Consider the following 26,182-nt stretch of genomic DNA (forward strand, 5'->3'; position numbering starts at 1 on the left):
GGGTGTCAGTCGGCGAAGCCGAAGAACACGTCTTCGAGCGAGGGCTCCAGCAGCTTGAGGTCGCGCACGCGCGCACCCAGTGGCGCGAGGGCGGCCAGCACGGCCATCTTCTGCTCGCGCGGGCAGTGCAGGCGCAAGCCTTCGGGCGTGTGCTCGGGGACGATGCCCGTCGCTTGCTCCAGCGCCTGTGCGGCGGCGGGCCGGTCGGCGGGTGCGATGTCCAGTTCGAACGACAGCGGCATGCGGGTTTGCTCGCGCAGCTGCTGCACGCTGCCCAGCGCCTGGATGCGGCCCGCCGAGAGAATGGCGAGCCGGTCCACGCGTTCTTGCAGTTCGGCGAGGATGTGCGAGGTGATGACCATGGTCACGCCCTCGGCCTGCAGGCCCCGCAGCGTGGCGTAGAAGTCGCGGATCGCCTGCGGGTCCAGGCCGTTGGTGGGTTCGTCCAGGAACAACACGCGCGGGCTGCCCAGCAATGCCTGCGCGAAGCCCAGGCGCTGGCGCATGCCCTTGGAATACTCGCGCACCGGGCGCTTGCCGGCGTGTGCCAGGCCCACGCGCTCCAGAATGTCCGCGCACTGCGCCAGCGGGGCGGATTTCAGCCGCGCGAAAAAGCGCAGCGTCTCCAACCCGTCCAGGTTGTCGTAGAGCACCACGTTCTCGGGCAGGTAGCCCAGTTGGCGGCGGGCGGCGCGGAATCCCCGCCCACCCACCTGGGCGCCCGCGATCAAAAGCGTGCCCTGCGTGGGCTTCACCAGCCCCAGCATCATCTTGAACAGCGTGCTCTTGCCTGCGCCGTTGTGTCCGATCAGGCCGAAGATCTCGCCCTTGGGGATGTCCAGGTCCACGCCGTCCACGGCGTGCAGCGCGCCGTAGTGCTTGCTGACGCCGCGCAGCGAGATGGCCACGTTGTCACTGGCCGGGGAAATGCTTGCCACGCCATTCACTCCATTGTTGATTGCTGGGCTGCATGCGCGGCTTCGGGTCCACGACCGATGGCACGCGCAGCACAGGGAACTGCCGGCCCACCAGGCGCAGGGCCTGCACGGCCGGGCTGGCCAGCAGCAGCTTGACGCTAGGGTGGCGCCAGGTCAGGCGGTCCACCATGTCGTTGGCCTCGTAGGGCACATCGCCGACACCGTCGCCATCGCGGTCCCAGCCCAGGTAGTTGCTCCAGTGGTTGCCGCTCTTGGCGCCCCAGCGCTCGTCGCGCGCACCCACGTAGCGTACCTGCTCGCGGTTGGAGATGAAGTCGTTGCCTTCGACTTCGTTGTTCTTCGAGCCCGCGGCCAGGTGCACGCCGACGGTGTTGTCCACCACCAGGTTGTTGTTGAGCTTGATGTACTCCACGTCGTAGATGAAGAAGCCCCGGCTGTTGCCGGCCACGACGTTGCCTTCGATCACCGAATCCTGCAGCGTGCGCAGCATGATGCCGTGGTCGGAGTTGCCCCAGGCGCGGTTGTTGCGCACGGTCTGCTCGCGCACTTCCATCAGGGCCAAGCCGCCACGGTTGTAGTAGGTGTCGTTGTCCTCCCACAGGTTGTAGTAGGAGTTCATGTAGTGCGTGCCGTAGCGGCTGTGATGCAGCCGATTGCCCTTGAACAGCGCATGGTGCGAGACGTCCACGTAGAGCGCGTCGCGCACGAAGCTGATGTTGTTGTTCAGGATCTTTGCGCCTTTGGTGTTGTACAGCTGCACGCCGTTGCCACGCTGCGGGGAGGAGTATTCACGCTTGCCGGTGATGACGTTGTGCTCGATGAGCACGTCATTGGCCTTCTCGATCCACAGGCCGAAAAGGTTGTAGGTGAGGTCGCAGCGGCGTACGACGGCACGGTGGGCGCCAGGGTAGAGGTAGATGCCGGCGTTCTGATCCTTGAGGTCGTCACCCGAGTCGCGCACGATCAGGCCCTCGATCACCACGTCCGGTGCGGTGACGCGGATGGTGTCGCCCTGGTTGCCACCGCTGATGGTGGGGCGGTCCATGCCGCGCAACGTGAGGGGCTTGTCGATCACCAGATTGGCGCGGTACGTGCCCCGCGCAATCTCCAGCACATCGCCTGCCTTGGCTTTGCGCACGGCGGCGGTCAGATCGTCGCCCGCTCGCACATGGAGGGTGGCCGCCTGGCAGGCCCCGGCGAGGGTCATCGCCAAGGCCAGCATTAAGTGGGTGACGCCGCCCTTCATGGGGTGAACAGTCCCAGCGCCTGCAGCACCAGGAACAGCGCAGCACCGATCATCAGGTTCTTGAATCCTACGTAGCTCATCATGTCCATTACACCTGCAACGCGGTAATTGTCGCGCCACCATGGGCCGTCCTTGACGTAACGGCGGCCCGACAGGCGAATCAGCACTTCGTACACGCTCCAGCCGAACCACCAGCCGATGATGGCGCCCGACGAGAGGTGGCCCATGGCCGCCATGATCCAGGCGATGGTGGCCGCCACCGCCAGCGACAGCCCGGCGATCTGCAGCGCGCGCTGGCTGCGCCAGCCTTCGGCGCTCCAGGGCCAGAGATGGTCGCGCAGTTCCAGCAGTAGCCAGCTCATGAAGCCTACGTTGCGCTTGTGCGCGGGCAGCGTGGGTTCGGTGGGCATGCGCGGATCGGGTCCCTGGGCGGCCTTGGCCGATATCTGGTCCTGCACGGTGGCGGGGTAGATGGGGATGAAGTAGCCATTCTTGCCGATAGGCGTCATCTCCAAGCCGTCCTTCTCGCGGCGCTTGCGCTCCTTGGCCAGAGGCGGGCAGCCCTTGGTGTCGGTGTACAGGATCATGCAATCCAGGCAATGCAGGCATTCCCGGTGGTCGATGCGCCCGTCGGCGTCGATGGCCTGGGCTCCGCAACCCACCGCGCAGGCCTTGCAGCTGTTGCAGTCCTGCTTGCGCTTCAACCCGAACCAGCGGAAGGTGCTGGGCATGGCCAGCGAGGCGCCCAGCGGGCAGATGTACTTGCAGTAGGGGCGCTCGATGAAGATCGACACGCCAAGGATGGCGGCGACGAACAGGCCATAGGGCCATGCCCGGTTCATCACGCCGACCAGGAACGTGGTCTTGAAGGGTTCGACCTCGGCCAGCTTCTCGGCCAGACCCATGGAGAACATCGACACCGCCAGCAGGACGAAGAAGACGGCGTACTTGATCCACTTGAGCCGGTCATGCCACTTTTGCGGCAGCTGTGTCTGGAAGCGCTTCAGCCCGAGGGCCTTGGCGATCTTGAAGATCGCCTCCTGCAGCGAGCCGAACGGACACATCCAGCCGCAGAACAGCCCGCGCCCGAACAGGAAGGTGGTCACGATGATGAAGATCCAGAACAGGAAGATGAACGGATCGGACAGGAACAGCGACCAGGTCCACTGGAACAGGACGGAGTGGAACCAGGTCAGCACCTGGGTGATGGACGGCTGGGCCATGTAGCCAAAGCCGATCCAGAAGATGCTGATGGCCCAGAAGGTGTACTTGAAGCCATTGACCGGCCACTTGTTCTTGTGCGTGGACAGGCGGGTGAGCCTTTCGCGGAAGGCGTACACCACGGTGACTGCAATCAGCAGCAGGGCGAACAGGCTGATGGGCAGGGCCTGCGATTTCCAGATGCGTACCCAGGGGGCATCGGGTTCTTGCACCTTGGGGCGGCCGCCTTCGAGCAGATCTGCCGGCAACCAGTACTTGGACTCGAAGACGGCAAAGCTGCGATGGCCTGTGGCCCGATCGACCCGGTTACCCAGGAAGGCGAATTTCCACGGATAGGCCGCAGAAAAGGCCTGCGAGCGGATGATGAAGATGGACGACTCGGTGTAGCGGGGTGCGCCGGCGGCCTCCAGGCCGTACAGATTAAGGGAGTCCAGGTCGCGGAAGGTGAAGGAGTCGGCACCTTGCTTGACCTGCACACGGTCAAAAATGCCGCCGCGGACGAAACCTGATCCCTTGAAGGACTCCTGCCCGCCGGTCTTGATGACGAAAATGGCGCTCTCGCCTTCCTTGAGGCGCGAACGCAGGCTTTCGAAACTGTTCTTGCCCAGCAGGCTGCGGCCTACGTCGGGCTGGTTCAGGTCACCGAACCACATTTCGATGAAGGGCTCGGGGCCGCGCGGCAGGCCCACCTGTTCGGGCTTGACCAGCAATTGCTGCACCGCGCCCATCTTGACGAGTTGGGCCCAATCGTAGGTTTGTCCGGTGGTGACAAAGCGGGGCTGCTCGCGCACCGTGGGAGCAATGATGCCGGTCTGGCGTGCCACGGCCGAGCCCGAGGCCATGACCACCTGGTTCTGAGCCACCACGGTGACGGTGGCTCCGGAGATGGCGTCGACGCCGATGACGTTCTCATCGGGGCGGGAAGGGCCGACTTCGATGGTGTCGGTGACCGACTTGCCAATGTACTGGTTGTTGAAATTGATGAGTGCCGACTCCGGGATGCCCAGCAGCAGGATGGGCTCGGAGTGCTTGAGCACCTTCATGCCGACGAAGCGGCCCTGCGTGTCCATACCGATGAGCGTGACCACCGGCTTGCCCGAGTAGGCGGGCGTGTCGGTGATGTCGGTCGACAGCATGACGTAGCCCAGAAGCTTCTTCTGGGCCGAGTCGTTGTCATACGCCTCGACATAGGGCGGCTGGCCCTTGCGCGGCGAAAAATGCGTAGCGCCCGGAAATACTTCGGTGCACGGCAGCAGCGCGCACATGTCGGGCGTGGTGGCCAGGTTCGCAGGCAGTTCCGCCTCGTAGGCTCCTGCGTGCGCCCGCGGCACCCAAAGCGGGGCGGCGAGGATCAGAGCAAGACAGAAAGCGGCTAACCGTGAACCTAGGGAAAACATTGCACTATCCAACTAATAGCAGGCGCCGCTTGCTGCGTCTGCGAAAGAAGCCAATTTGACTTACAACCCTCCCAGGCCAGGCCCAGGAGGGTTGCGCGTCATCAGGCTTCGACGATCATGCGCGTGCGCATTTCCAGGTGCAGCGCATGGCAGAACGTGGAGCAGTAAGCCCAGAACACACCGGGCTTGTCGGCGATAAAGGTCACCGACTTCGTCTCCAACGGGTTGATCACGAACTGGATGTTGTACTTGGGCACCGCGAAGCCGTGCGTCAAATCTTCGATCTTGTCGAGGTTCGTGAGGATCAGCGTGACTTCATCGCCCTTCTTGACGGTGAATTCACGCAGGCTGAAGGCAGGGGCCTGCGACGTGAGTTTCACCGTGACCTTCTTGCCGTTGCGGAAGACGCCGGATTCCTTGGCGTCCTTGACGGCCAGCGGGAACTCGTCCAGGTCGTAGACCTGCTTGGGCTTCACGATGTCACGCTTGAAGATGATGAAGTCGTGGGGCTCGCCGCGCACCGGGTGGTCGGCCAGCAGCACCATCTTGTCGCCCGAGATGTCGATCAGCTGCTCGTTCTCGGAGTGGAAGGGGCCCACAGGCAGGAAACGGTCCTTGGAGAACTTGCAACCCACGGAGAGGAACTTGCCGTCCGCGGCCACGGTCTCGGAGTGCGTGGCATTGACGTGCCCAGGCTGGTAGTGCACGTCCAGGCGGTCCACGACGTAGGTGGCGTTCTTGTCACCCTTGTGGAAGGCGATGGCCTTGTCGATGTTCCACTTGACGATCTGGCTGTCCAGGAACAGCGTGGTGTAGGCGTTGCCGCGGCCGTCGAAGGCGGTGTGCAGCGGGCCCAGACCCACTTCGACCTCGGCAACGATGGCGTCGTCGAGCTTCTCGCTCTTGCCGTCGAACCAGTCGAGCACCTTGGCCAGCTCGATCACGGTGACGGTCGGCGAGAGCTTGCCGGCGCAGATGAAGTACTTCTGGTCGGGGCTGGCGTTCACGCCGTGGGGGTTCTTGGGCACGCTCACATAGGCGGTGAGAGCGGTCTTGGCATCTTTGTTGGCTTCGCGGGTGCCGTCCACCACGGGCACCTTGGACGAACCGTAGGTCTTGAACTTGCCGGCCTTCACAGCTTCTTCGATGCGGGCAATGTTGAAGAACAGGCAGGCGTCGCGCTCGGCCGACATCATGTCTTCGTAGTGCACGCCGTTTTCGACGTTGTACTGGTTGGTGGCCGCCAGCTTGCCGTCGTACGAAGTCGCGGTCAGGTCGCAGTTGCCGTCGATCAGGACTTGCCAGCGCACTTCCATGGTCTCTGCGTCCACGCAGGTGAACATCGAGCGGTATTTCTCGGGTGCGTTCACGTCCTTGCCATCGTTGGGCAGCGGAATGGCGAACTCGGCGCCACAGAACACACGCGTGGTGTAGTTGATGTTGGGATCGACCGGATCGCGCTTGTCGGGGAAGATGCCGTGGAAGCCCTGCACGTTGGGCAGCTCGGTGATCTTGTCGCAGATGAAGTAGTCCAGACGGATGCGGGCGATGCGGCTGTTGATCTTATCGTTGACCCAGGCGTAACGGCCGTCGTAGTTGCCGTCCTTGTACGAGCCGTGCAAGTGGTGGGTGTCCGCCACGGTGTAACGCAGGCTGCCGTCGGGCTTGGTGCCCATCACGGCCTTGGATTCGTTGGTGATGCCCCAGCCCACGAGTGCGTCAGGCACGAAGCAGGGAATGCGCAGAAGTTCACGACCGGAGGGCAGGCCCAGCACGCGAACGTCGCCGTTGTGGCCGCCGCTCCAAAGACCGTAGTAGGTATCGAGCTCACCGGGCTTGAGGTGCACGTTGGCGCCGGCGTGGGCGGCAGCGGGGGCGGGTGCCGGCGCGGGAGTGCCGGATGCTGCAGGGGCGGCCGCGGGCTTGTCGTTGCACGCGGCAACGCCCACGGTCAGTCCCGCCAAAGCAGCGGTATTGATGAACCGGCGGCGTCCCATGCCGACGGTTTCAGGGTTCAGGCTCTCTCTCTTGTCGCTCATGATGTCCTCTTTCAGGTAGTGCAAGCGGAAAATGGGGGCGCGCGCGCAGGTGGTGGCGCGGCCGTGGGGGCAACGGCCACCACACGAGGCGGTGGCAGGGGTACGGAATGGGTGATGAGCCAGCCCGGCACGGTCAGTACGGCGGGCTGCGGCGGTTCCATGCTGGGCAGGCACAGCGAGCAGTCCATGCCCACGGTGTCGAGCACGGCATTGCTACCGGCATGGTGAACCACCAAGGTGGCGCCGCTGGCATTGGAACAGACCAGTTCCATGGTGCGCGGCTGAATGAGGGGGGAGGCCAGTGCCGCCCCAAAACCAAGGACGAACCACGCCACTGCCCACCAGCGTAGGAGGTTCAGGGAGCGGAGTTTATCCATGGCGGAAGTATGGGCTCTAACTGGCGCTGGCCGCCGCAACCCTGCTGCTCGCCGCCTGTGGCAAAAACGACGCTCCGGCGCCCGCGCCTGCTCCTGCACCCGCTGCGCAAGCACCGGCTCCCGCGCCTACCCCTGCTCCCGCGCCAGCCGCTCAAGCACCTGCCGCCGCCCCCGCGACGGCGGAGAACACCGTCGGTAAGAGCGTGTACGGCAAAACCTGCGCGATGTGCCATGCGGCCGGCGTTGCAGGGGCTCCCAAGCCTGGCGATAAGGCCGATTGGGCGCCGCGTATTGCCCAGGGCAAGGACACGCTCTACAAGCACGCCATCGAAGGCTTCACCGGCAGCAAGGGCATGATGCCCGCGCGCGGCGGCGCGGCTTCGTTGAGCGACGACGAAGTGAAGGCTGCCGTGGATTTCATGGCTGACCAGTCGATGTAAGGACCGGAGGGGCTCGCGATGAATTCAGATCGGTGCATGCCGGCGGTAGGCAACCGGTGGACGCGGCGGCGCTTCGCCCTTGCGCTGCCGTTGCTGGGCGCGCTGGCGTACCTCGACCCGCGCCAGGCTTTGGCTGGCATGGTGGAGGGCGCGCAGCCCCTGGTGCGCGCGAGCCGTACCCTCATGGGCACACGCGTGGACATCGCGGCTGCCGTTGGCAATGGCCGCGATGCCGACGCTGTGCAGCAGGTGATGCTGCACGCGTTCGCGGAAATGGAGCGCCTGGAGGCGCTCATGAGCCGTTACCGGGAGGGCGGCGACGTGGCGCGCCTCGGCGCGGCCGCCGGCCGGCATGCCGTGCACGTGGCCCCGGAAGTGATGCAGGTGCTGCGCACGGCGCGTCGCCTGCACCAAGAAAGTGCTGGCGCCTTCGATCCCACCATCGGTGCACTGCGGGGCTGGCATTTTGAACCCGGCCACGAAGCCGCGCCGGCACCTGAGGAGATCGCTCAGGCGCTGCGTTTGGTGAACGCGCGCCACCTCGTGCTGGACGAGCGCGCAGGAACGGCCTACCTTGCGCGGACGGGCATGGGGTTGGATCTGGGCGGCGTGGCGAAGCTACCTATTTTGCAAGCGGGCTTGCAAGTGCTGGAACGCGCCGGTGTCACGGATGCTCTGGTCAACGGCGGTGGCGATGTCCTGGTCATGGGCCGGCAGCACGACCGTCCCTGGCGTGTGGGCGTGCGCAATCCCTCCGCTCCGGCGCAGCTGCTGGGCGTACTGGAGCTGCAAGGGCGCGGCGTGGTGGCATCGTCCGGCGATTACGAGCGAGGCTTCTTGCGTGCAGGACGCCGCCTGCACCATGTGCTCAACCCCCGCACGGGTTGGCCTACGGAAGGTGTGTCTGGCGTGGCGCTCATGGCCGAGCGTATCGAAGACGTCAACGGCTGGGGCACGGCGCTGATGGTCCAAGGACCTGCGGCAGCACCTGCATGGCATGCGGGCCACGCACATGTCGAAGCCCTCGTGGCGAGCGCGGATGGCACGCGCTGGAGCTCCCCTGGCATGCTCGCCGCGCTGCGGCCAGTGCCTGCGCGCGCAGCATGAAAACGCTTTCTTCGCGGGCCAGCGGTGCCGCGAAGAAGGCTTTTGGCGATTTGCGGCTCAACTGACGGAACAGCAAGCGCTCCAAGCTATATTGTTGATAGCGTGCCTAGGCACCCGGCATTTGCGCCTGCGGGCATTCCACGTGGCAGCGCTCGCGGTCGGCCAGTGTCGTGCCGAAACGCACCGCGCTCAGACAGCCGCCCCACACGCACCCGGTGTCCAGCCCGAGGACGTCCGCCCGATCCAGCCAGCCCAACGTGGACCAGTGGCCAAAGGCGATCAGTGTGTTCAGCGTGCGACGTCCGGGTGCGTCAAACCACGGCACCAGCCCTGGAGGCGCCTCGGAGGCGCTTTCGGTGCTCTCGAAATCCATACGGCCCTCGGGTGAGCAAAAGCGCATGCGCGTGAGCGCATTCACGATCACGCGCAGGCGGTCCGTTCCCTGAAGTTCCGGGCTCCACAGGTCGGGAGAATTCCCGTACATCTGCTGCAGAAAACCGGCGAACTCCTGGCTTTGCAGGACGGCTTCGACTTCGCCGGCATATGCCAACGTCTCCTCTGCCGTCCATTGTGGCAACACGCCGGCATGCACCATCAGCAGGTCGCCGCCGCCATGGTGCACACGCCGCGCCAGCGGCTGGTGCCTCAGCCATTCGAGCATCTCGTCCCGATCCGGCGCCAGCAGGATGTCCTGCAGCGTGTCGCGCCGCGACGGTCGGCGCGTGCCGTAGGCGGCAGCGAGCAGGTGCAAATCATGGTTGCCCAGTAGGGGCCGCACGCTGTCTCCGAGGGTGATGCATCGGCGCAGCACCGCGGAGGAGTGCGGGCCGCGGTTCACCAGATCACCCAGCACGTACAACGTGTCCCGGCTGGGCGAGAAACCAATGGTGGCGAGCAGGCGTTCAAAGGCGTCGTCGCAACCCTGGATGTCGCCCACACAATATAGAGCCATATTCTTAGAACAGAGTCAGGAGAAGCGGCGATTGTGCGCGCCAACTGGGTGGAATCAGTGGTTATTTGCAGGGCTATGCGACGCTGGCAAAGTGCTGCACAAACAAGAGGCGTTAGTAACTAGTTGAATCAAATCACCATTTTGGTGCAAGCAATGATACGGGTGCATTGGTGCACCTGCGCGAGAAAAGGTTCCTTGAGGGTGTCGATGGGAGGTAGTGATCCGGGCTGGGGTTGTTCGTTGCTTTTTTATGCGGCCAATTGCCATGAACTTGTAACGGGATTGGGTTTGGGACTTTATAATCCGCGTGCCCATTAATCCTTAACGCTCCATACCTCCATGACCGTCAGCTACAAAGAACTGTTGAAACAGCGTGAAGCCCTTGAGCAGCAAATCACCGAGGCGCGACGCCGTGAATTGACGGCTGCTATCTCGCAGGTGCGTGAACTGGTGGCGGAATATGGCCTGACGCAGCAGGACGTGTTCCCTGCAGGCCGCACGGGCCGCGTTTCTGCAACCAGTGGAACCAAGGTCGCGCCCAAATACCGCGACCCCGCCACGGGCCAGACCTGGACGGGCCGCGGCAAGGCACCGAAATGGATTCAAAACGAAGACCGCGAGAAGTTCGCTATTTGAACACCACGTGGCGGCGCGGCTCGGCGCAATTCTCCGGGCCGACCTAACCGCTGTTTTGCGTATGATTTGAAGAACCCGCTGGGGCGTGGCCTTGGCGGGTTTTGTCGCTTATGAGGGGTGCAGTATTTGTGGCGCGGTGCGCGGCAATATGGTGGACGCGTCAAAGGACCCCGCTGATGTCGGACACTCGGCAAAGTGACCCATGCACCGATTAACGGACACGGTGCAGGAGCGGTGTACCGGTGCTTTCTGGCCGCGCGGCGACCGCAGGACGCGTATTCATTTAAACCCGATTGCCCCAGCGTGGGGTCAAGGTATTTCGCGATGCGTTGGCTCTGCAGTGCGGCGCTGCCAAAATGGGCGCTGTCGTTACCCACAGGAGTTCTTGTATGGCAGCCTCCCGCAACCCCGGTCACGCTTTTGCTTCCACGCTCGCTACGTTTGCCACGGCAGCGGGAAAGAGCGGCAAGTTCTATTCGCTGCCTGCGCTGGCGCGCCAGTTTCCGGGGGTGAACCGGCTGCCCGTGTCCCTGCGCATCGTGCTGGAATCCGTACTGCGCAATTGCGATGGCCGCCGCATCACTGCAGAGCATGTGGAGCAGTTGGCGCGCTGGGCGCCCAATGCGCCGCGCAAGGACGAGATTCCGTTCGTGGTGTCGCGCGTCGTGCTGCAGGATTTCACGGGCGTGCCGCTGCTGGTCGATTTGGCCGCGATGCGCAGCGTGGCCCAGCGCCTGGGCCACAACCCCCGCAAGATCGAACCGCTGGTGCCTGTAGACCTGGTTGTGGACCACTCCATCATGGTGGACTACTACGGCACGAAGAAGGCCCTCGACCTGAACATGAAGCTGGAATTCCAGCGCAACCGCGAGCGCTATGAGTTCATGAAGTGGGGCATGCAGGCCTTCAGCACTTTTGGTGTGGTGCCACCGGGCTTTGGCATCGTGCACCAGGTGAACCTGGAATACCTCGCACGCGGCGTGCACAAGGGCAACGACGGCGTGTACTACCCCGACACGCTGGTGGGCACCGACAGCCACACCACCATGATCAACGGCATTGGCGTCGTGGGCTGGGGCGTGGGCGGCATCGAGGCCGAGGCCGCCATGCTGGGCCAGCCGGTGTACTTCCTCACACCCGACGTGGTGGGCTTCGAACTCTCGGGCCAATTGCGCGAGGGTGTCACCGCCACCGACCTCGTGCTCACCGTGACCGAGATCCTGCGCCGCGAGAAAGTGGTGGGCAAGTTCGTGGAGTTCTTTGGAGAAGGCACGCGGACCCTGGCGCTGCCCGACCGCGCCACCATCGGCAACATGGCACCGGAATATGGGGCCACCATGGGTTTCTTCCCGGTGGACGAGAAGACCATCGACTACTTCCGCGGCACGGGGCGCACCAAGGCGGAGATCGATGCGTTCGAAGCGTACTTTCGCGCACAGGGCCTGTTCGGTGTGCCGCGCGCGGGGGAGATCGACTACTCGCAGGTGGTGCGTCTGGATCTGGGGGATGTCACCCCCAGCCTGGCCGGCCCCAAGCGCCCGCAGGACCGCATCGAACTGGGCAACGTGTGCCGCCAGTTTGCCGAGCTGTTCAGCAAACCGGTGGCCGAGTCGGGTTTCAACCAGCCCGCTGAGCTGCTGCACACGCGCCACCATATCCACCGGCGCATGGCGCCCGTGACCGAGGGGGCCCCCAGCGAAAAACCCGTACCCGAAGGGGCGCCGCGTTTCCTGGTCGAGATGGAGCAGAACAAGCCGCGCCTGGAGGTGCAGCACGAAGACGCGGCGATCCATTTGCCCGCCAAGGGGGCGGACCCGACCATCGGCAACGGCGACGTGCTGATCGCGGCGATCACCAGCTGTACCAACACCTCCAACCCCAGCGTACTGCTGGCTGCGGGCCTGCTGGCCAAGAAAGCGGTGGAGGCAGGGTTGCGGGTCGCGCCGCACATCAAGACCTCGCTGGCGCCGGGCTCGCGCATCGTGACCGAATACCTCACGCAGACCGGGCTGCTGCCCTATCTGGAAAAGCTGGGCTTTGCCCTGGTGGGATATGGCTGCACGACCTGCATCGGCAATGCGGGCGATTTGGCGCCCGAGCTCAACGAGGTCATCACCAGCAATGACCTGGTGTGTGCCGCGGTGTTGTCGGGCAACCGCAATTTCGAGGCGCGCATCCACCCCAACCTCAAAGCCAACTTCCTGGCCAGCCCGCCGCTGGTGGTGGCCTATGCGATCGCGGGCACGGTGCTCAAGGACCTCATGACCGAACCGGTCGGCAAGGGCAAGGGCGGGCGCGACGTGTACTTGGGCGACATCTGGCCCAGCAGCGACGAGATCCATGCGCTCATGAAGTACGCCATGAACGGCAAGGCCTTCAAGGAGAACTACGCCAAGGTCAAGACCGACCCCGGAGCCCTGTGGAACAAGATCCGCGGGGTGGACGGAGACGTCTATGTGTGGCCCAGCAGCACCTACATCGCGGAGCCGCCATTCTTTGCGGATTTTGCTCTCGATTCAGTAGCTGCCAGCGATGGTAAACAGGGCGCTGCAGGCCAAAAAACCTCGGAATCCGTGATGGGTGCCCGCATCATGGCGCTGTTCGGTGACTCCATTACCACGGACCACATCTCTCCCGCAGGCTCCATCAAGGAAACCTCTCCCGCCGGCCAGTGGCTGCTGCAGCACGGGGTGGCCAAGCCCGACTTCAACAGCTACGGCGCGCGCCGCGGCAACCACGAAGTGATGATGCGTGGCACCTTTGCCAACGTGCGCATCAAAAACCTCATGATCCCGCCGCTGGCCGACGGCTCGCGCGAGGAGGGGGGCGTCACCCTCTTTCAGGGCGAGGGGCCGATGCAGGGCCAGAAGATGTTCATCTTCGACGCCGCGATGCACTACATCGCCAACAAGACGCCCACGGTGATCTTCGCGGGGGAGGAATACGGCACCGGCTCCAGCCGGGACTGGGCGGCCAAGGGCACCCAGTTGCTGGGCATCAAGGCGGTGGTGGCGCGCAGCTTCGAGCGCATCCACCGTTCCAACCTCGTGGGCATGGGGGTGCTGCCGCTGCAGCTGCGCGACAACGACTCGTGGCAGAGCCTGGGCCTGCAAGGCGACGAGGTGATCGACGTGATTCCAGACCCCGCGCTCACACCGCAAAGCGAGGCGCGCCTGGTCATCCGCCGTGCGGATGGTTCCTGCCAGGAAGTGGCCGTCACCCTGCGCATCGATACACCCATCGAGGTGGACTATTACCGTGCGGGCGGCATCCTGCCGTATGTACTGCGGCAGTTGCTGAGCGCGTGATCCCATCTCTTAGGACGCGGTGCTGCGGCCCCAGGCGGTGCGATCTGGTCTGCGCGCCGTGGGCTTGCGCCATGCCTGGTGCACCGCTGATAGCAGGGTGGCTGCCGGTGGGCGGACAATCGGTCCATGCAGAAACAAGTCTTGATCGCAGGCGGTGGCATCGGAGGATTGGCTGCCGCCCTGGGTAGCTCGCGTGCCGGGTGGGAAGTGCGCCTCTTCGAGCGTGCCGCGGAGTTCACCGAGGTGGGCGCCGGCGTGCAGATCGGCCCGAACGTGGTGCGCCGGCTGCAGGCCTGGGGCCTGCAGAGCGCGCTGCAGGCCGTGGCCGCCTTCCCCGAGCGTCTGCAGGTGCGCAGTGCGCTCACCGGCGCTGAGTTGGCGGCGCTGCGCCTGGGCAACACCGCCATCGAGCGCTACGGCGCCGCCTACGCCACCATCCACCGTGCGGACCTGCACGGCCTGCTGCTCGATGCATTGCGCGAGCGCACTGGTGTGCACCTGAACCTGGGCCATTCCATCGTGCACCATGCGCAAGACGGTGGCGTGGTCACCGTGCGCGTAACGCGCCACGGCCCGGGAAGCGACAGCGAGGGCGGTGCGCAAGATCTGCTGATCGAAGGCGATGCGCTCATCGGCGCCGACGGCCTGCGCAGCGGCACGCGCATGCGTTTGCTGGGTGAGACGCCCACGCGAGTCTCCGGCCACCTGGCCTACCGCGCCGTGGTGCGCCAGGACGCGCTGCCCCAGGCGCTGCGCAGCCAGCAGGTGACCGCCTGGCTGGGGCCGCGCCTGCACGTGGTGCAGTACCCGCTGCGCCGTGGCGAATTGCTGAACGTGGTGGCCATCCGCCACGGGCAGCCGCCGGCCGACCTCGATTCCTGGGACCATGGCGCCAACGCGGCCGATCTGGAGGCCGCGCTGGCCCGCACCTGCACGCCGCTGCAGGACTTGATTCGCGCCGTGCCCCAGGCGGGCAGTGGCTGGCGCCTGTGGCCGCTGCTGGACCGCCCGCCCGTCGCCGGCCCGCAAGAGATGGCGCAGGGGGTGGTGGCGTTGCTGGGCGACGCGGCGCACCCCATGCGGCCCTACCTGGCGCAAGGCGCCGGCATGGCCATCGAGGACGCGGCCGAGCTGCAGCGCGCCCTGGCCATGCACGACCTGGAAGTGCCGCTGCGCCTGCGCCGTTACGCGCTCAACCGCTGGCAGCGCAACGCGCGCGTGCAGGAGCGCTCGCGGCGCAACGGGCGCATCTTCCATGCCACGGGCCTCGTGCGCTGGGGGCGCGACACGGCGTTGCGGCTGCTGGGAGAGCGGCTGCTGGACGTGCCCTGGCTCTACCGGGGCGACGGCTCCAGCGCCAGCTCGCTGTGAAAGTGCGCTGGGGCAGTTGGCATGTGACGCTATTTAATTGATAGCTATTTGCGCTTATCCTGTAAGCGATAACGGCAGATTTGACTGCTATCTTTCACCCTGCGGCGGATGCGGCAGCAGCCGAAACGCCAGCGCCGCCAACGCGAGCAGCACGGCGATGCTGGCCATCACTGCCAGGTAAGGGTCCGTCCCCCCGCGCTTGGCAAGGGACGCCACCAGCCCCGTGAGCCACTGCATGGCCGCCACACCCAGGAACATGGCCATGGTGAACACCGCCATGGCCCGCCCGGTGAGCGCCGCCGGGTAGGCCGCGCGCACGTCCGCGTACTGCAGCACGATGAAGCCTGACAGCAGCCCCACGGCTAGCATGCAGGCGACGTCCAGCAGGGCGGAGTGCGGCAGCACCATGGCCGCGAACAGGACCGCCATGGCCAGGGTGCAGGTCACGATCCAGCGGCGGCGCCGGGCGGGGCCGGGGTCGATGCGGCCGAACAGCATCGGCCCGCACAGCGCCACCACCGACAGGGCCAGCGCCACGTTGCCGCTTTGCACCAGCGAGAAACCGTGGCGCTCGATCAGCATGGGCCCCAGCCACAGGCCGCGCAGGGAGATGAGCGCCGCATAGGTCACCGCGCCCAGCACCACGATGCCCCAGGTGTGCGGCACGGCGAACAGCGCGGCGAAGCGCAGCACCGCCTCGCGCACGGACTCGCGCGGGGCCTCCTGCTGCGCCGGCGCGGCGACGGGCTCATGCACGCTGCGCCAGATCCACAGCCAAGCCGCCAGCGCCAGCGCCGCCAGCACCACGAAGCCCGCGCGCCAGGACCACTGCTGCACCAGCCAGGCCAGAGGCGTGCCGGTGAACAGCATGCCCAGCGTACCCAGCGCCATCGCCATGCCCGACATCGCCGCGAAGCGCTGCGGCGCGAAATGCCGTGCAATGAACACCGTGCACACCAGGAAGGCCGGCGCGCAGCCCACGCCGATCAGCGCCTGGCCCAGCAGCAGCGCGCCGTAGCCCGGCGCCAGCGCCGACAGCAGCGCCCCCGCGATACACAGCGGAAACGCCGCCAGGATCGTGCGGCGCACGCCATACAGGTCGATGCCGATGCCCATGAAGAGCTGCATGGCGCCAAAGGCGAAATGGAAGGCGCCCGCGAACACCCCCAGCGCTTGCGGCGACAGCCCGAAGTCCGCCTGCAGCGGCGCGGCCATGATGGCGGCCACGGTGCGAAAGGCCGAGCTCAATGCGAAGCCCGAGGTCAGCGCCACCAGCATCAGCAGGGCGGCGCGCGGCGCCATGGCGATGGGGGCGGGTGGAAGCGGCGCGGCGGAGGGGGCGTTGGGCATGGGGCCCGAGGCTACACCGGACGCGGCGCGCGTGCAGGCGCGTGCGCACCGGCCCGCGCTTACATGGCCTTGAACAGCGGCGCATACAGTCGGCTCACCGCCAGCCGCTCAGGCCGGCCCCGCAACTGCAGATGCATCCGGCCCGCTTCGTCGCGCACGGCACTGGCGATGGCGGCGGCACGCACCAGCGTGCCCCGGTGCACCTGCCAGAAGTCGGCCGGATCGAGCTGCCCGGCCAGTTCCTTGAGTGGCGTGCGGATCAGGTATTCACGCTCGGCGGTGAGCACACGCACGTACTTGTCGGCCGCCTCAAAGTACACGACCTCCTGCACAGGCACGAGGTGGATCTGCGTGCCGCTGCTGGCCTGGATCATGCGCAGTGGCGCGCCGCCGCCCGCTGGGGGCCGCACCGATCCGCCCAGCCCTGGGGCCTGCGCCAAAGCGCGCAACTGGGTCAGCGCTTGCTCCAGCGCCGGCAGCGCGCCAGGGGCGCCGCGCTGTGCCAGCAGTTGCTGCAGCCGCTGCACCGTCTGGCGCAGCCGCGCGGGCTGCACGGGTTTGAGGAGGTAGCCCACCGCCTGGGCTTCAAAGGCCTGTACGGCGTATTGGTCGTAGGCGGTGACGAAGACCAGCGCGGGAAAGGCTGCGGTATCGGGCCAGGCATCGGCCAGCTCTGCCGCCGCCTCCAGGCCGCTCTGGCCGGGCATGCGGATGTCCAGCAGCAGTACGTCGGGGCGCAGCGCCAGCGCCTCACGCACGGCGCTCAGACCGTCGCCCACGCTCGCAGCGACCTCCAGCGCGGGCCAGGCTTGCTGCAGCTCATGGCGCAGGGCCGCGGCCAGCAGCGGCTCATCCTCGGCAATCAGGGCTCGGGGGAACGTCGAGTGCATGGTGCTTCAAGGGAAAAGTGATGATGCAGGCCGTGCCCTGTGCGCTAGCAGCTATCAATTCGAGAGTGCCAGCGTCGCCGTACAGAGTGGCGAGGCGCTCGCGCACCTGCTGCAGGCCAAAGCGCGCGGTGGTCGTGCCCGCGGTGCCCGTGGGTGGTGTGTCGCACAGGCCCGCGCCGGTGTCACGCACGGCCAGCTGCACGCGCGCCGCCGGGGTGCCTCCCTGCAGCAGCGCGGCCTGTACGTGGATGTGGCCACCCTGCACCTGTGGCTCCAGGCCGTGGCGGATGGCGTTCTCCACCAGCGGCTGCAGCAGCAGGGGCGGGACGGGCACGTTGCGCAAAGCCTCGGGCAGTTCCAGGGTGTAGTCCAGGCGCGGGCCCATGCGCACGGCCATGAGGGCCAGGTAGTCCTGCAGCCGCGCGAACTCGTCGGCCAATGGGTGCAGCGCGGCGCGCGATGCGCCCAGGGTGGCGCGCAGGTAGGCGATGAAGTGGTCCAGCATCTCCTGGGCGCGCGGCGGATCCGTGGCCACCAGCACGCGCAGGTTGGCCAGGGTGTTGAACATCATGTGCGGCTCCAGCTGCGTTTCCAGCAGCTTCAGGCGTGCCTCGGCCGCGTCACGCTGTACCTGGGCCACGCGCGCCTGCAGAAAGCGCGCCTTGCCACGGCTGTGGAAGAAAAACGAGATGGATGCGCTGGCAGCGATGGTGACGACCAGGGTGGACACGGCCTCGTGCCCGCGCAGCCAGGCCAGGTCGCCCAGTGCGCCGCCGTTGTACAGGTGTCCCACCACCGAGCCGGAGACAAAGCCCATGGCCGTGCCCGCAAAGATGAGTACCGCTCCCCATGGCCGCCGCGGCCACGGAATGGCGCTGTGGCGTGTGAGCGCCATGCGCCCCAGGTCCACCGTGAACCAGCTCACCAGGCCGATGGTGAGCGAATACACCAGGTTCGCATCCCAGGGCGTGGATCTCGCCAGTGTGACGCCCAGCGCCACCAGGCAGCAGAACGCCGCCGTGGTCAGCAGCCGGCAGAGGAAGGCGATGGGGTGGTTGACGCTCATGGAACAGGCGGGGTACGAGCCATTGTGCTGCAGGGCCGGCCCGTCATTGCGGTGCCGAGTCGTTGTGGCCGCTGCGCTCGCGTGCCAGCGCCGCCCGCTCGCGTGCGACAAGCGCTTCGCGCCAGTGGGCTCCGGGCAGGGCCAGCCACACGACCGCCCCATGCAGCAGCAGGCCCAGACCCCAACCGAGAGCGGGGTAGGGCGTCCAAGTCCGCCCCTGCATCAGCGCCAGGCCCGCCAGCGCCAGCTGAACGGTGAGGTAGACGCCCGCGTGCAACAGCCAGCCCAGCTTGGCGCCCGCGCGCCGCCGGGCCAGGCGGTCGAGGGTATCCGGGCGGTTCGGGGAATGAAGAGAGTGATGCATGGCGCGTCTCCAGACGGGGTACTGCACCCCGTTGCCGTACTGTGCAAGGAGAGGGGGCCCACCAAACAGTGCATTGCGACGAACGGCAGCCGCGTGGCGCGGGCGGTTGCCTGGCGGGCGCGAGCGGAGCCGTTCTGGCGTATGGCCCGGCAGGACACAGGGCGTGACACCCGTGTCACGCCGCACGGGGCTGATAATCCGCGCTTTGCTTTTTCGCTGTCAGGACGCTTGCGTGGACACTCTCTTGCTGCTCAAGGCCGCCATCATGGGCGTGGTCGAAGGGCTGACCGAATTCCTCCCCATCTCTTCCACCGGCCACCTGATCCTGGCCGGGTCGCTGCTCGGGTTTGACGATGCCAAGGCCAAGGTCTTCGACATCGCCATCCAGACCGGCGCCATTTTCGCGGTCATTCTGGTCTATTGGCAGCGCATCCGCGCGACGCTGGTGGCGCTGCCCACCGAGCGGCAGGCGCGCCGTTTCGCCTTGAACGTGCTGATCGGCTTCCTCCCGGCCGTGCTGCTGGGCCTGTTGCTGGGCAAGGCCATCAAGGCGCATCTGTTCACGCCGGTGGTGGTGGCCAGCACCTTCATCCTGGGCGGCTTCGTCATCCTCTGGGCCGAGCGGCGCCAGCAGGCCGCCGTGCGCATCCATTCCGTGGACGACATGACGCCGCTGGACGCGCTGAAGGTCGGCCTGGTGCAGTGCCTGGCCATGGTGCCCGGCACCAGCCGCAGCGGTGCCACCATCATCGGCGGCATGCTGCTGGGGCTGTCGCGCAAGGCGGCTACCGACTATTCGTTCTTTCTCGCCATCCCCACGCTGATCGGCGCAGGCGTCTACAGCCTCTACAAGGAGCGCGCACTGCTGTCGGCGGCCGACATTCCGCTGTTTGCCGTGGGATTGGTGTTTTCGTTCATCAGCGCCTGGCTGTGCGTGCGCTGGCTGCTTCGCTACATCAGCTCGCACAGCTTCGTGCCGTTCGCCTGGTATCGCATCGCGTTTGGCCTGGTGGTGCTGGCCACGGCATGGAGCGGCCTGGTGACCTGGGCCGAATAGCCGCGTCAGGACGACGCCAGCGCCAGGTCGCCCTTGTTGCGGCGCACGCAGAACTTGCCCCGCTGCTTGCCGCTGTACATGGCGGCGTCCGCCAGGCGGATGAGGGTGCAGGCGTCGCAGGCATCATCGGGCGCAAGTGCGTAGCCGATCGTCAACCCCACGCGGATCTCGACGCCCTGCACGTAAAACGGCGTCAGGAAGGATTCCAGCAGTGCGATCCCGAGATCGTGCGCCTGCATCACGCTGGGCAGCTGCTGGGCCATGACGACGAATTCGTCCCCGCCCAGCCGTGCGATCAGGTCGGCGTGGCGCAAATGGGCGCGCAGCCGCTGCGCCACGGCCACCAGCAGCCGGTCGCCCACGGCGTGCCCATGCTGATCGTTGACGGGTTTGAAGCCGTCCAGGTCCAGCATAAACACGGCCAGCAGCCGGTCGGCTTGCGCGTGGGGCAGCGCGGCGCCCAGGGCTGCGTCCAGGCCGCGCCGGTTGGGCAGGCCGGTGAGGGGGTCGGTGCGGGCCAGCGACATGAGCGCGTCGCGCTCCCGGCTGGCGTCCTGCATTGCGTCACGCAGGCGTGCGTGGCGCAGGCCCAGCATGCGCATGAACAGCAGCATGTTGACCACGGCTGCGATCTGGAAGAGGTGCATGGGCCAGAACCGGGCGGGGAGCTCCCCATGCACCAGCAGAGCGAGCGCGACGGCGGTGCCGATATAGACCAGCCATGCGAGCAGCAGCGTGTGCCCCACGGGGTCGTTCTCGTGCATGCGCCGCGCGGCCACGGGCAGGCTGATCAACGCCGGCAGCGGCCCCAGAAGTGCCTGCGTGGCGAGGGTCGCGGGCGTGTTCAAAACGTTTGACAGGAACGCGGCGCAGAGCAGGACGGACAGCGCGGCTCCTCCCTGCATGGTGCGCAGAAATCGACCGGGCCGGTTGTCGCGCGCCAGCGAGTGCCCCATGAACAGGAAGGCGCCGATCACCGCGATGCAGACGAACAGCGGGCCGGCGTGCTGCTGCATCCAGGGGTGGTGCCCCCAGATGAACAGGGTGCCGATGCCAAAGAAGTGGATGGAAAACCCCGCGCTGCCCAGCACCAGCAGCGCGTAGTAGGCGAACACCTTTTCCCGTAGCGCAACGGCCTGCAGCAGACCGTAGATGAACAGGCACAGCGCCAGGCCCACGAACAGGCCCTGCAGCATCTGCTCGCGCAGCATGGGCGCAGCCATGTCTCGCCAGGTGCCGATGCGCAGCGGGACAATCATTCCGCCCAGCGTGCGCACGCGCACCAGCAGCTCGTAAGTGCGTTCGTGCTCCAGCGCCAGAACCACCGCGGGGGTGCGCCAATCCAGCGCGTGGGGGCTGGGCTGCTGCAGGTTGCCCAGGGCGTGATGCTGCAGCACCTCGCCGTCCGCCACCAGATAGACGTCGAGTTCGTTCAGCAGCGGGAAGTCCACATTGATGACCCAGGGCCCTGCGCGCGCCTGTGGGACCAGTGTCGCCTTCAGCCACACGGCATCCGGGCGCACGCCCAGTGAACCGCCGCACGTCGCAGGTGCCGCGAACGCCGTGGGCGTGGCCAGCATCTCCTGCACCGTGCGTGCCAGTGTGGGGTCAGAGCGCATGCACAGGTGGGCCCACAGATCCACGGGGCCCCTGCCCGGCTCCAGCACTGTGGCTCTGCAGGCCTGCGCCGGGCCGGGGTGCAGCGCGCCGAGCAGGCACAGCATTCCGCCCAGCACCGCGCGCAGCCAGGCAAGATTCCGCACCAGAGCAACAGCAGGAGCCGCATCGCACCCTCCGCAGGAGCTGCAAATGTATCACCGCGTAACGACTGCGGGGTGAGCGGACGGAAAGCAAGTCGCCACGGGCTGTCGCGGTCTGCGCGTGTCAGGAATCGGCGATGTGGGCCAGGTTCAGCAGCGCGGCTTCGATCGCCGCGGCCGTGGCGCGGGGCTGCTCCATGGGAAAGAGGTGACTGCCGTCCAGCATCGTCACGCGGCCCTGGGTGATGCGCTGGGTCATGGCCATGCCCACCTGGCGCATCTCGGCGGAATCGCGCCCGCCGATGAAGGCGGCCGGGCAGCGCAGCGGATGCGCGTGCAGCAGCCGGGCCAGGTTGTGGGGCAGGGTGTTGTAGATCTGGGTTTCCACCGCGCGGTCAAAGGCCAGCACGCGCTTGCCGTCCTGGTCCTGCAGGCCGTGCGCCACGTAGTCCTGCAGCACGCGCGGGTCCCAGTGGGCGAAGGCCTTCTTGCGGCGAAAGTGCTCCAGCGCCTCCTCGTTGCTGGACCAGCTGTTGCGCCGCGCGCGGCTCACGCGCCCGGGCGAGACGGCACCCACCACCTGCGTCTGCTTGACCACCCCCAGGGCACTGGCGCGCCAGCCGCCGATGAGGGGCGAGTCGATCAGCACCACGCCCCGTGCCAGCTCGGGGTGGCGCGCTGCGGCCATCACGCTCAGGAAGCCCCCGAGCGAATGGCCCACCAGAAAGGCCTGTTCGCCGCTGCGCTGCTGTTGCTCGGCGGCAAAGTCCGCCAGGTGCTGCACCAGGTGGGGCCAGTTGTTGCTGACGGGGTATTTCTCGTCATGGCCATAGCGTTCGATGGCGCTGACGCGAAAGCCGCGCTCGCGCAGTTCATCGAACAGCACGCGGTAGGTGCCGGCGGGGAAGCTGTTGGCGTGGGAGAAAACGATGCAGGCCATGGAACGGTTCACACGAGCTTGTCGCGCGGTGTGGTGATCTTCTTGATGGGCCGGCTGCGCAGGGGCTCCACGCGGATGGGCACGTCGGTCACGCCGCCGTTCCATGCCGGATCCTCGATGCTGTCGAACACCTGGCGCAGCTTCTCGCCCCAGCTGTCGTGCAGCATGCGGAAGTAGGGGTTGTGCTCGTCGATGCACACGATCTTGTCGGTGGCGAGGCGCCCCTCCTCGTATACCACGAGGTCCAGCGGCAGGCCGACCGAGAGGTTGGACTTGAGCGTGCTGTCCATGGACACCAGCGCGCACTTGGCCGCCTCGCTCAGCGGCGTGTGGGGCGTGATCACGCGGTCCAGCACGGGCTTGCCGTACTTGGACTCGCCCACCTGGAAGTACGGCGTCTCGGCCGTGGCCTCGATGAAGTTGCCTGCCGAATACACCTGGAACAGGCGCATGCCCTCGCCCTTGATTTGGCCGCCCAGCAGCAGCGAGACGTTGAAGTCCACCCCCGTGCGCTGCAGTGCGGCGCCGTCGCGCTCGTACACGCGGCGCACCGCCGCGCCCAGCACGCGCGCCACGTCGAACATGCTGGTGGCGTTCCACAGCGTGATGGGCGTGCTGTCGCCGGGCTCCTGGATCTGCTCGACCTGCAGGATTTCGCGCACCGACTGCGAGATGCTCAGGTTGCCGGCCGACAGCAGCACCATGAAGCGGTCACCAGCCTGCTCGTAGACCATCATCTTGCGAAAGGAACTGATCTGGTCCAGCCCGGCGTTGGTGCGCGAGTCGGACAGGAACACCAGGCCGGCGTTGAGCTTGATGGCGACGCAGTACGTCATGGGATGGGCAGTGAAGGCGAAGAGGGCGAGTGTAGGGCGCTTTGCCGGGCGGCCGTGTCGCGGCTGCGGCGCTGCGGCGGGCGCAGGGCGGGCATGCTCATGAGGTTGTATTTGCTACCATAAACATAGCAGCTAGCGCTTTACTGGTAAGCGCTAGAGCCTTATTTTATTCAAAACCGGGCGTGCTCAGCCGCTTGAGCTGGTAGAGCGCGTCCAGCGCCTCGCGGGGCGACAGCTGGTCCGGGTGGATCTGCGCCAGGGCGGATTCCACGGGGCTCACGGTCGCCACCTCGGGCGCGGGCGGCGGAGCGAACAGGTCCACCTGCAGCTCATCCTCGCCCGCGCGTTCTTCCAGCGCGGCGAGCGTGTGGCGCGCGTGGTGCAGCACGGCGGCGGGCACCCCCGCCAGCTTCGCCACCTGGATGCCGTAGCTGCGGCTGGCGGGGCCGGGCTGGATCTCGTGCAGGAAGACGATGTCGTGGCCGGACTCGGTGGCGCCCACGTGCACGTTCACCGCGTGCGGGTGGCGCGCCGCCAGTTCGGTCAGCTCGAAGTAATGCGTGGCGAACAGCGTGAACGCGCGGGTCTTGTCATGCAGATGGGTGGCGATGCCGCTGGCCAGCGCCAACCCGTCGAAGGTGCTGGTGCCGCGGCCGATCTCGTCCATCAGCACCAGGCTGTGCGGCGTGGCGGCGTGCAGGATCTGCGCCGCCTCGGTCATCTCCAGCATGAAGGTGGACTGGGCATTGGCCAGGTCGTCGGCCGCGCCGATGCGGGTGTGGATCGCGTCGATGGGGCCCAGCCGGCAGGCCGCGGCCGGCACGTGGCTGCCCATGCTCGCCAGCAGCACGATCAGGGCGACCTGCCGCATGTAGGTGGACTTACCGCCCATGTTGGGGCCGGTGATGATCTGCATGCGCGCGTTGGCGTGCAGGCGCGTGTGGTTGGGGATGAAGGCGCCGCTCGATGTTTCGGCCAGCCGGGCCTCCACCACGGGGTGGCGGCCCGCCTCGATGTCGATGCAGGGCTCGTTGACGAATTGCGGTGCGCACCAGTTGAGCGTGAGCGAGCGCTCGGCCAGCGTGCACAGCACGTCCAGCGTGGCCAGCGCCTGCGCCAGCCGCGTGAGCTGGGGCACATGGGGCTGCAGCTGGTCCAGCACCTGCTCGTACAGCCACTTCTCGCGTGCGAGGCCGCGTTCCTGGGCCGACAAGGCCTTGTCCTCGAAGGTCTTCAGCTCGGGGGTGATGAAGCGCTCGGCGTTCTTCAGTGTCTGGCGGCGGCGGTAGTCTTCGGGCACCTTGTCCGCGTGGCTGCTGGTGACCTCGATGTAGAAGCCATGCACCTTGTTGAACTGCACGCGCAGGTTGGGGATGCCGGTGCGTGCCTTCTCGCGCGTCTCCAGATCGAGCAGGAAGTCGTCGCAGTTGTTCTGGATGCCGCGCAGCTCGTCCAGCTCGGCATCAAAGCCCGGCGCGATCACGCCGCCGTCGCGCACCAGGGCGGCGGGCTCCTCCAGGATGGCGGCACGCAGCAGTGCCGTGCAGTCGACGGGGGGCTGCAGGTGGCTGAAGATTTGGGCCAGAAACGGCTCTGGCGCTTGACTGTTAAGCGCGAGCAGCTCTGCTTTCTGTAGCGTCTTGCACAGCGCCACCAGCTCGCGCGGGCGCACCTGGCGCAGCGCGATGCGCGCGGTGATGCGCTCCACGTCGCTCACGCCGCGCAGTTCGCTGCGCAGGAGCTGCCACGGGCCCTGGCCGCTGCCGGCGCCGCGCAGCGCGGCCGTGGCCGCCAGGCGCTGGCGCGCGTCGCTGCGGTCGCGGCGCGGCTCCAGCAGCCAGGTCTTGAGCAGGCGGCTGCCCATGCCGGTCATGCAGGTGTCCAGCAGCGAGAACAGCGTGGGCGCGTCCTCGCCGCGCAGGGTCTTCACCAGCTCCAGGTTGCGCCGCGTGGCCAGGGGCAGGTGGATCAGTTCGTCGCTTTGCTGTACGCGCACGCCGTGCACATGGGTGAGTGCGCGGCCTTGCGTGTGCTCGGCGTACTGCAGCAGCGCGGCGGCGGCGGCGTGGGCGTGGGGCAGGGCCTCGGCATTCCAGGCCTGCAGGCTGGCCGCGCCGAGCTGCTCCAGCAGCTTGCGCTCGCCCAGGGCACCATCGAACTGCCAGTCGGGCCGCAGGCTCATGGGGCAGGTGAACACGCCGCCCTGGCGCAACTGGGTCAGTTGTTCTTCAAAGCGCTGGGTGACGCCCGCGCTGTAGATCACCTCGCTGGGGGCGATGCGTGCGAGCCAGGTGCCCACGTCGGCCTGTGCACATTCGGCCAGCTGCACCACACCCTGGGTGACGGAGAGCCACGCCAGGCCGCAGCGCGCACGCGCGCCCTGGTGCACGGCCAGCAGCATGGACTCGCTCTTGTCGGACAACAGTTCGCTATCGGTGAGCGTGCCGGGGGTGACCACGCGCACCACCTTGCGCTCCACGGGGCCCTTGGCGGCGCCCACTTCGCCCACCTGCTCGGCAATGGCGACCGACTCGCCCATCTTGATGAGGCGGCCCAGGTAGTTCTCCAGCGCATGGAAGGGTACGCCCGCCATGGTCACCGGCTGGCCGGCCGACTGGCCGCGTTGGGTGAGGGTGATGTCCAGCAGGCGCGCGGCCTTCTCGGCATCGGCGTAGAAAAGCTCGTAGAAGTCGCCCATGCGGTACAGCAGCAGCGTGTCGGGGTGCTGGGCCTTCAGGGCCAGGTACTGCGCCATCATGGGGGTGTGGTTCGAGAAGTCGGCCTCGTCGGGGCGCGGGGTGGGCGCGGGTTTCCCGGTCATCTGCGTGCGTGTTCCTTGGGTGCGGACGAAAGTGGCAAGGCGCGCGACGCGCCAGGATTGGTGCGG

The 26,182-nt window shown here is 66.8% G+C and carries 20 protein-coding genes; 6 read left to right on the forward strand and 14 right to left on the reverse strand.

Features of this window, described 5'->3' with window-relative positions; all coding sequences use genetic code 11:
* Window positions 1-5 precede the first annotated feature (5 nt).
* The 5 genes from I3K84_RS18205 to I3K84_RS18225 form a co-directional block, all read right to left on the reverse strand.
* On the reverse strand, window positions 6-938 hold the full coding sequence (locus tag I3K84_RS18205; protein WP_011804569.1) for an ABC transporter ATP-binding protein: 933 nt from the start codon (window positions 936-938) through the stop codon (window positions 6-8).
* Window positions 913-2,184 (reverse strand): nitrous oxide reductase family maturation protein NosD, encoded by a 1,272-nt coding sequence (locus I3K84_RS18210; RefSeq protein ID WP_196995124.1) that lies wholly within the window; start codon window positions 2,182-2,184, stop codon window positions 913-915. The genes I3K84_RS18205 and I3K84_RS18210 overlap by 26 nt, the downstream gene beginning before the upstream one ends.
* Window positions 2,181-4,802 carry a NosR/NirI family protein gene (locus I3K84_RS18215; RefSeq protein ID WP_196995125.1) on the reverse strand — a complete coding sequence of 874 codons (2,622 nt, stop codon included), beginning with the start codon at window positions 4,800-4,802 and terminating at the stop codon, window positions 2,181-2,183. The genes I3K84_RS18210 and I3K84_RS18215 overlap by 4 nt, the downstream gene beginning before the upstream one ends.
* A gap of 101 nt (window positions 4,803-4,903) precedes the next feature.
* On the reverse strand, window positions 4,904-6,841 hold the full coding sequence (nosZ, locus tag I3K84_RS18220; protein ID WP_196995126.1) for a TAT-dependent nitrous-oxide reductase: 1,938 nt from the start codon (window positions 6,839-6,841) through the stop codon (window positions 4,904-4,906).
* Between the two features lie 11 nt (window positions 6,842-6,852).
* A complete protein-coding gene (locus I3K84_RS18225) occupies window positions 6,853-7,113 on the reverse strand; it encodes a hypothetical protein (protein ID WP_231403363.1) in 261 nt (86 codons plus the stop codon).
* Between the two features lie 125 nt (window positions 7,114-7,238).
* Here I3K84_RS18225 and I3K84_RS18230 point away from each other — a divergent pair, with 125 nt between their 5' ends.
* Both I3K84_RS18230 and I3K84_RS18235 read left to right on the forward strand, forming a co-directional pair.
* A complete protein-coding gene (locus tag I3K84_RS18230) occupies window positions 7,239-7,658 on the forward strand; it encodes a cytochrome c5 family protein (RefSeq protein ID WP_196996133.1) in 420 nt (139 codons plus the stop codon).
* Between the two features lie 18 nt (window positions 7,659-7,676).
* Window positions 7,677-8,765 carry an FAD:protein FMN transferase gene (locus tag I3K84_RS18235; protein WP_011804575.1) on the forward strand — a complete coding sequence of 363 codons (1,089 nt, stop codon included), beginning with the start codon at window positions 7,677-7,679 and terminating at the stop codon, window positions 8,763-8,765.
* A gap of 106 nt (window positions 8,766-8,871) precedes the next feature.
* Here I3K84_RS18235 and I3K84_RS18240 read toward each other — a convergent pair whose 3' ends face one another.
* Window positions 8,872-9,717, reverse strand: a complete 846-nt coding sequence (locus I3K84_RS18240) for a symmetrical bis(5'-nucleosyl)-tetraphosphatase (protein ID WP_196995128.1) — start codon at window positions 9,715-9,717, stop codon at window positions 8,872-8,874.
* A 339-nt stretch (window positions 9,718-10,056) separates the two neighbouring features.
* Between I3K84_RS18240 and I3K84_RS18245 the strand changes: the two genes are divergently transcribed.
* From I3K84_RS18245 to I3K84_RS18255, 3 genes are all read left to right on the forward strand, one after another.
* On the forward strand, window positions 10,057-10,353 hold the full coding sequence (locus I3K84_RS18245; RefSeq protein WP_011804577.1) for an H-NS histone family protein: 297 nt from the start codon (window positions 10,057-10,059) through the stop codon (window positions 10,351-10,353).
* A gap of 389 nt (window positions 10,354-10,742) precedes the next feature.
* Window positions 10,743-13,661 (forward strand): aconitate hydratase, encoded by a 2,919-nt coding sequence (locus tag I3K84_RS18250; protein WP_196995129.1) that lies wholly within the window; start codon window positions 10,743-10,745, stop codon window positions 13,659-13,661.
* 126 nt (window positions 13,662-13,787) lie between these two features.
* Window positions 13,788-15,032, forward strand: coding sequence for an FAD-dependent monooxygenase (locus tag I3K84_RS18255; protein WP_196995130.1), 1,245 nt, complete (start codon window positions 13,788-13,790; stop codon window positions 15,030-15,032).
* An 87-nt stretch (window positions 15,033-15,119) separates the two neighbouring features.
* Here I3K84_RS18255 and I3K84_RS18260 read toward each other — a convergent pair whose 3' ends face one another.
* The 4 genes from I3K84_RS18260 to I3K84_RS18275 are packed head-to-tail and all read right to left on the reverse strand — an operon-like array spanning window position 15,120 to window position 18,702.
* Window positions 15,120-16,382 carry an MFS transporter gene (locus tag I3K84_RS18260; RefSeq protein ID WP_172206573.1) on the reverse strand — a complete coding sequence of 421 codons (1,263 nt, stop codon included), beginning with the start codon at window positions 16,380-16,382 and terminating at the stop codon, window positions 15,120-15,122.
* 59 nt (window positions 16,383-16,441) lie between these two features.
* Entirely contained in the window at window positions 16,442-17,272 is an 831-nt protein-coding gene (locus tag I3K84_RS18265) for a LytTR family DNA-binding domain-containing protein (protein WP_196995131.1), read from the reverse strand.
* Window positions 17,232-18,338, reverse strand: coding sequence for a sensor histidine kinase (locus I3K84_RS18270; protein WP_196995132.1), 1,107 nt, complete (start codon window positions 18,336-18,338; stop codon window positions 17,232-17,234). The genes I3K84_RS18265 and I3K84_RS18270 overlap by 41 nt, the downstream gene beginning before the upstream one ends.
* A gap of 43 nt (window positions 18,339-18,381) precedes the next feature.
* The gene (locus I3K84_RS18275) at window positions 18,382-18,702 is read right to left on the reverse strand and encodes a 2TM domain-containing protein (protein WP_103737238.1); all 321 of its coding nucleotides are present in this window, start codon (window positions 18,700-18,702) and stop codon (window positions 18,382-18,384) included.
* Window positions 18,703-18,934: 232 nt separating this feature from the next.
* On the opposite strand from I3K84_RS18275, the gene I3K84_RS18280 reads away from it, so the two are divergent.
* Window positions 18,935-19,759, forward strand: a complete 825-nt coding sequence (locus I3K84_RS18280; protein ID WP_172206575.1) for an undecaprenyl-diphosphate phosphatase — start codon at window positions 18,935-18,937, stop codon at window positions 19,757-19,759.
* Window positions 19,760-19,764: 5 nt separating this feature from the next.
* Here I3K84_RS18280 and I3K84_RS18285 read toward each other — a convergent pair whose 3' ends face one another.
* The 4 genes from I3K84_RS18285 to mutS form a co-directional block, all read right to left on the reverse strand.
* The gene (locus I3K84_RS18285; protein WP_231403364.1) at window positions 19,765-21,522 is read right to left on the reverse strand and encodes a diguanylate cyclase; all 1,758 of its coding nucleotides are present in this window, start codon (window positions 21,520-21,522) and stop codon (window positions 19,765-19,767) included.
* A gap of 121 nt (window positions 21,523-21,643) precedes the next feature.
* On the reverse strand, window positions 21,644-22,459 hold the full coding sequence (locus tag I3K84_RS18290) for an alpha/beta fold hydrolase (protein ID WP_196995133.1): 816 nt from the start codon (window positions 22,457-22,459) through the stop codon (window positions 21,644-21,646).
* Between the two features lie 8 nt (window positions 22,460-22,467).
* Window positions 22,468-23,295: a proteasome-type protease gene (locus tag I3K84_RS18295; protein ID WP_196995134.1), complete on the reverse strand. Its 828-nt coding sequence runs from the start codon at window positions 23,293-23,295 to the stop codon at window positions 22,468-22,470.
* A gap of 166 nt (window positions 23,296-23,461) precedes the next feature.
* Window positions 23,462-26,116, reverse strand: a complete 2,655-nt coding sequence (mutS, locus tag I3K84_RS18300) for a DNA mismatch repair protein MutS (RefSeq protein ID WP_196995135.1) — start codon at window positions 26,114-26,116, stop codon at window positions 23,462-23,464.
* Window positions 26,117-26,182: the final 66 nt, after the last annotated feature.

Origin of the sequence: Diaphorobacter sp. JS3051 (genome assembly GCF_015832135.1) — a bacterium.
Lineage (GTDB): Bacteria > Pseudomonadota > Gammaproteobacteria > Burkholderiales > Burkholderiaceae_C > Diaphorobacter > Diaphorobacter nitroreducens.

Bases quoted from the DNA above. Each gene is read 5' to 3' on its own strand.
- I3K84_RS18210 (WP_196995124.1), bottom strand. From the start codon at position 2,184: ATGAAGGGCGGCGTCACCCACTTAATGCTGGCCTTGGCGATGACCCTC.
- I3K84_RS18215 (WP_196995125.1), bottom strand. From the start codon at position 4,802: ATGTTTTCCCTAGGTTCACGGTTAGCCGCTTTCTGTCTTGCTCTGATC.
- nosZ (WP_196995126.1), bottom strand. From the start codon at position 6,841: ATGAGCGACAAGAGAGAGAGCCTGAACCCTGAAACCGTCGGCATGGGA.
- I3K84_RS18225 (WP_231403363.1), bottom strand. From the start codon at position 7,113: ATGGAACTGGTCTGTTCCAATGCCAGCGGCGCCACCTTGGTGGTTCAC.
- I3K84_RS18235 (WP_011804575.1), top strand. From the start codon at position 7,677: ATGAATTCAGATCGGTGCATGCCGGCGGTAGGCAACCGGTGGACGCGG.
- I3K84_RS18240 (WP_196995128.1), bottom strand. From the start codon at position 9,717: ATGGCTCTATATTGTGTGGGCGACATCCAGGGTTGCGACGACGCCTTT.
- I3K84_RS18245 (WP_011804577.1), top strand. From the start codon at position 10,057: ATGACCGTCAGCTACAAAGAACTGTTGAAACAGCGTGAAGCCCTTGAG.
- I3K84_RS18250 (WP_196995129.1), top strand. From the start codon at position 10,743: ATGGCAGCCTCCCGCAACCCCGGTCACGCTTTTGCTTCCACGCTCGCT.
- I3K84_RS18255 (WP_196995130.1), top strand. From the start codon at position 13,788: ATGCAGAAACAAGTCTTGATCGCAGGCGGTGGCATCGGAGGATTGGCT.
- I3K84_RS18260 (WP_172206573.1), bottom strand. From the start codon at position 16,382: ATGCCCAACGCCCCCTCCGCCGCGCCGCTTCCACCCGCCCCCATCGCC.
- I3K84_RS18265 (WP_196995131.1), bottom strand. From the start codon at position 17,272: ATGCACTCGACGTTCCCCCGAGCCCTGATTGCCGAGGATGAGCCGCTG.
- I3K84_RS18270 (WP_196995132.1), bottom strand. From the start codon at position 18,338: ATGAGCGTCAACCACCCCATCGCCTTCCTCTGCCGGCTGCTGACCACG.
- I3K84_RS18275 (WP_103737238.1), bottom strand. From the start codon at position 18,702: ATGCATCACTCTCTTCATTCCCCGAACCGCCCGGATACCCTCGACCGC.
- I3K84_RS18290 (WP_196995133.1), bottom strand. From the start codon at position 22,459: ATGGCCTGCATCGTTTTCTCCCACGCCAACAGCTTCCCCGCCGGCACC.
- I3K84_RS18295 (WP_196995134.1), bottom strand. From the start codon at position 23,295: ATGACGTACTGCGTCGCCATCAAGCTCAACGCCGGCCTGGTGTTCCTG.
- mutS (WP_196995135.1), bottom strand. From the start codon at position 26,116: ATGACCGGGAAACCCGCGCCCACCCCGCGCCCCGACGAGGCCGACTTC.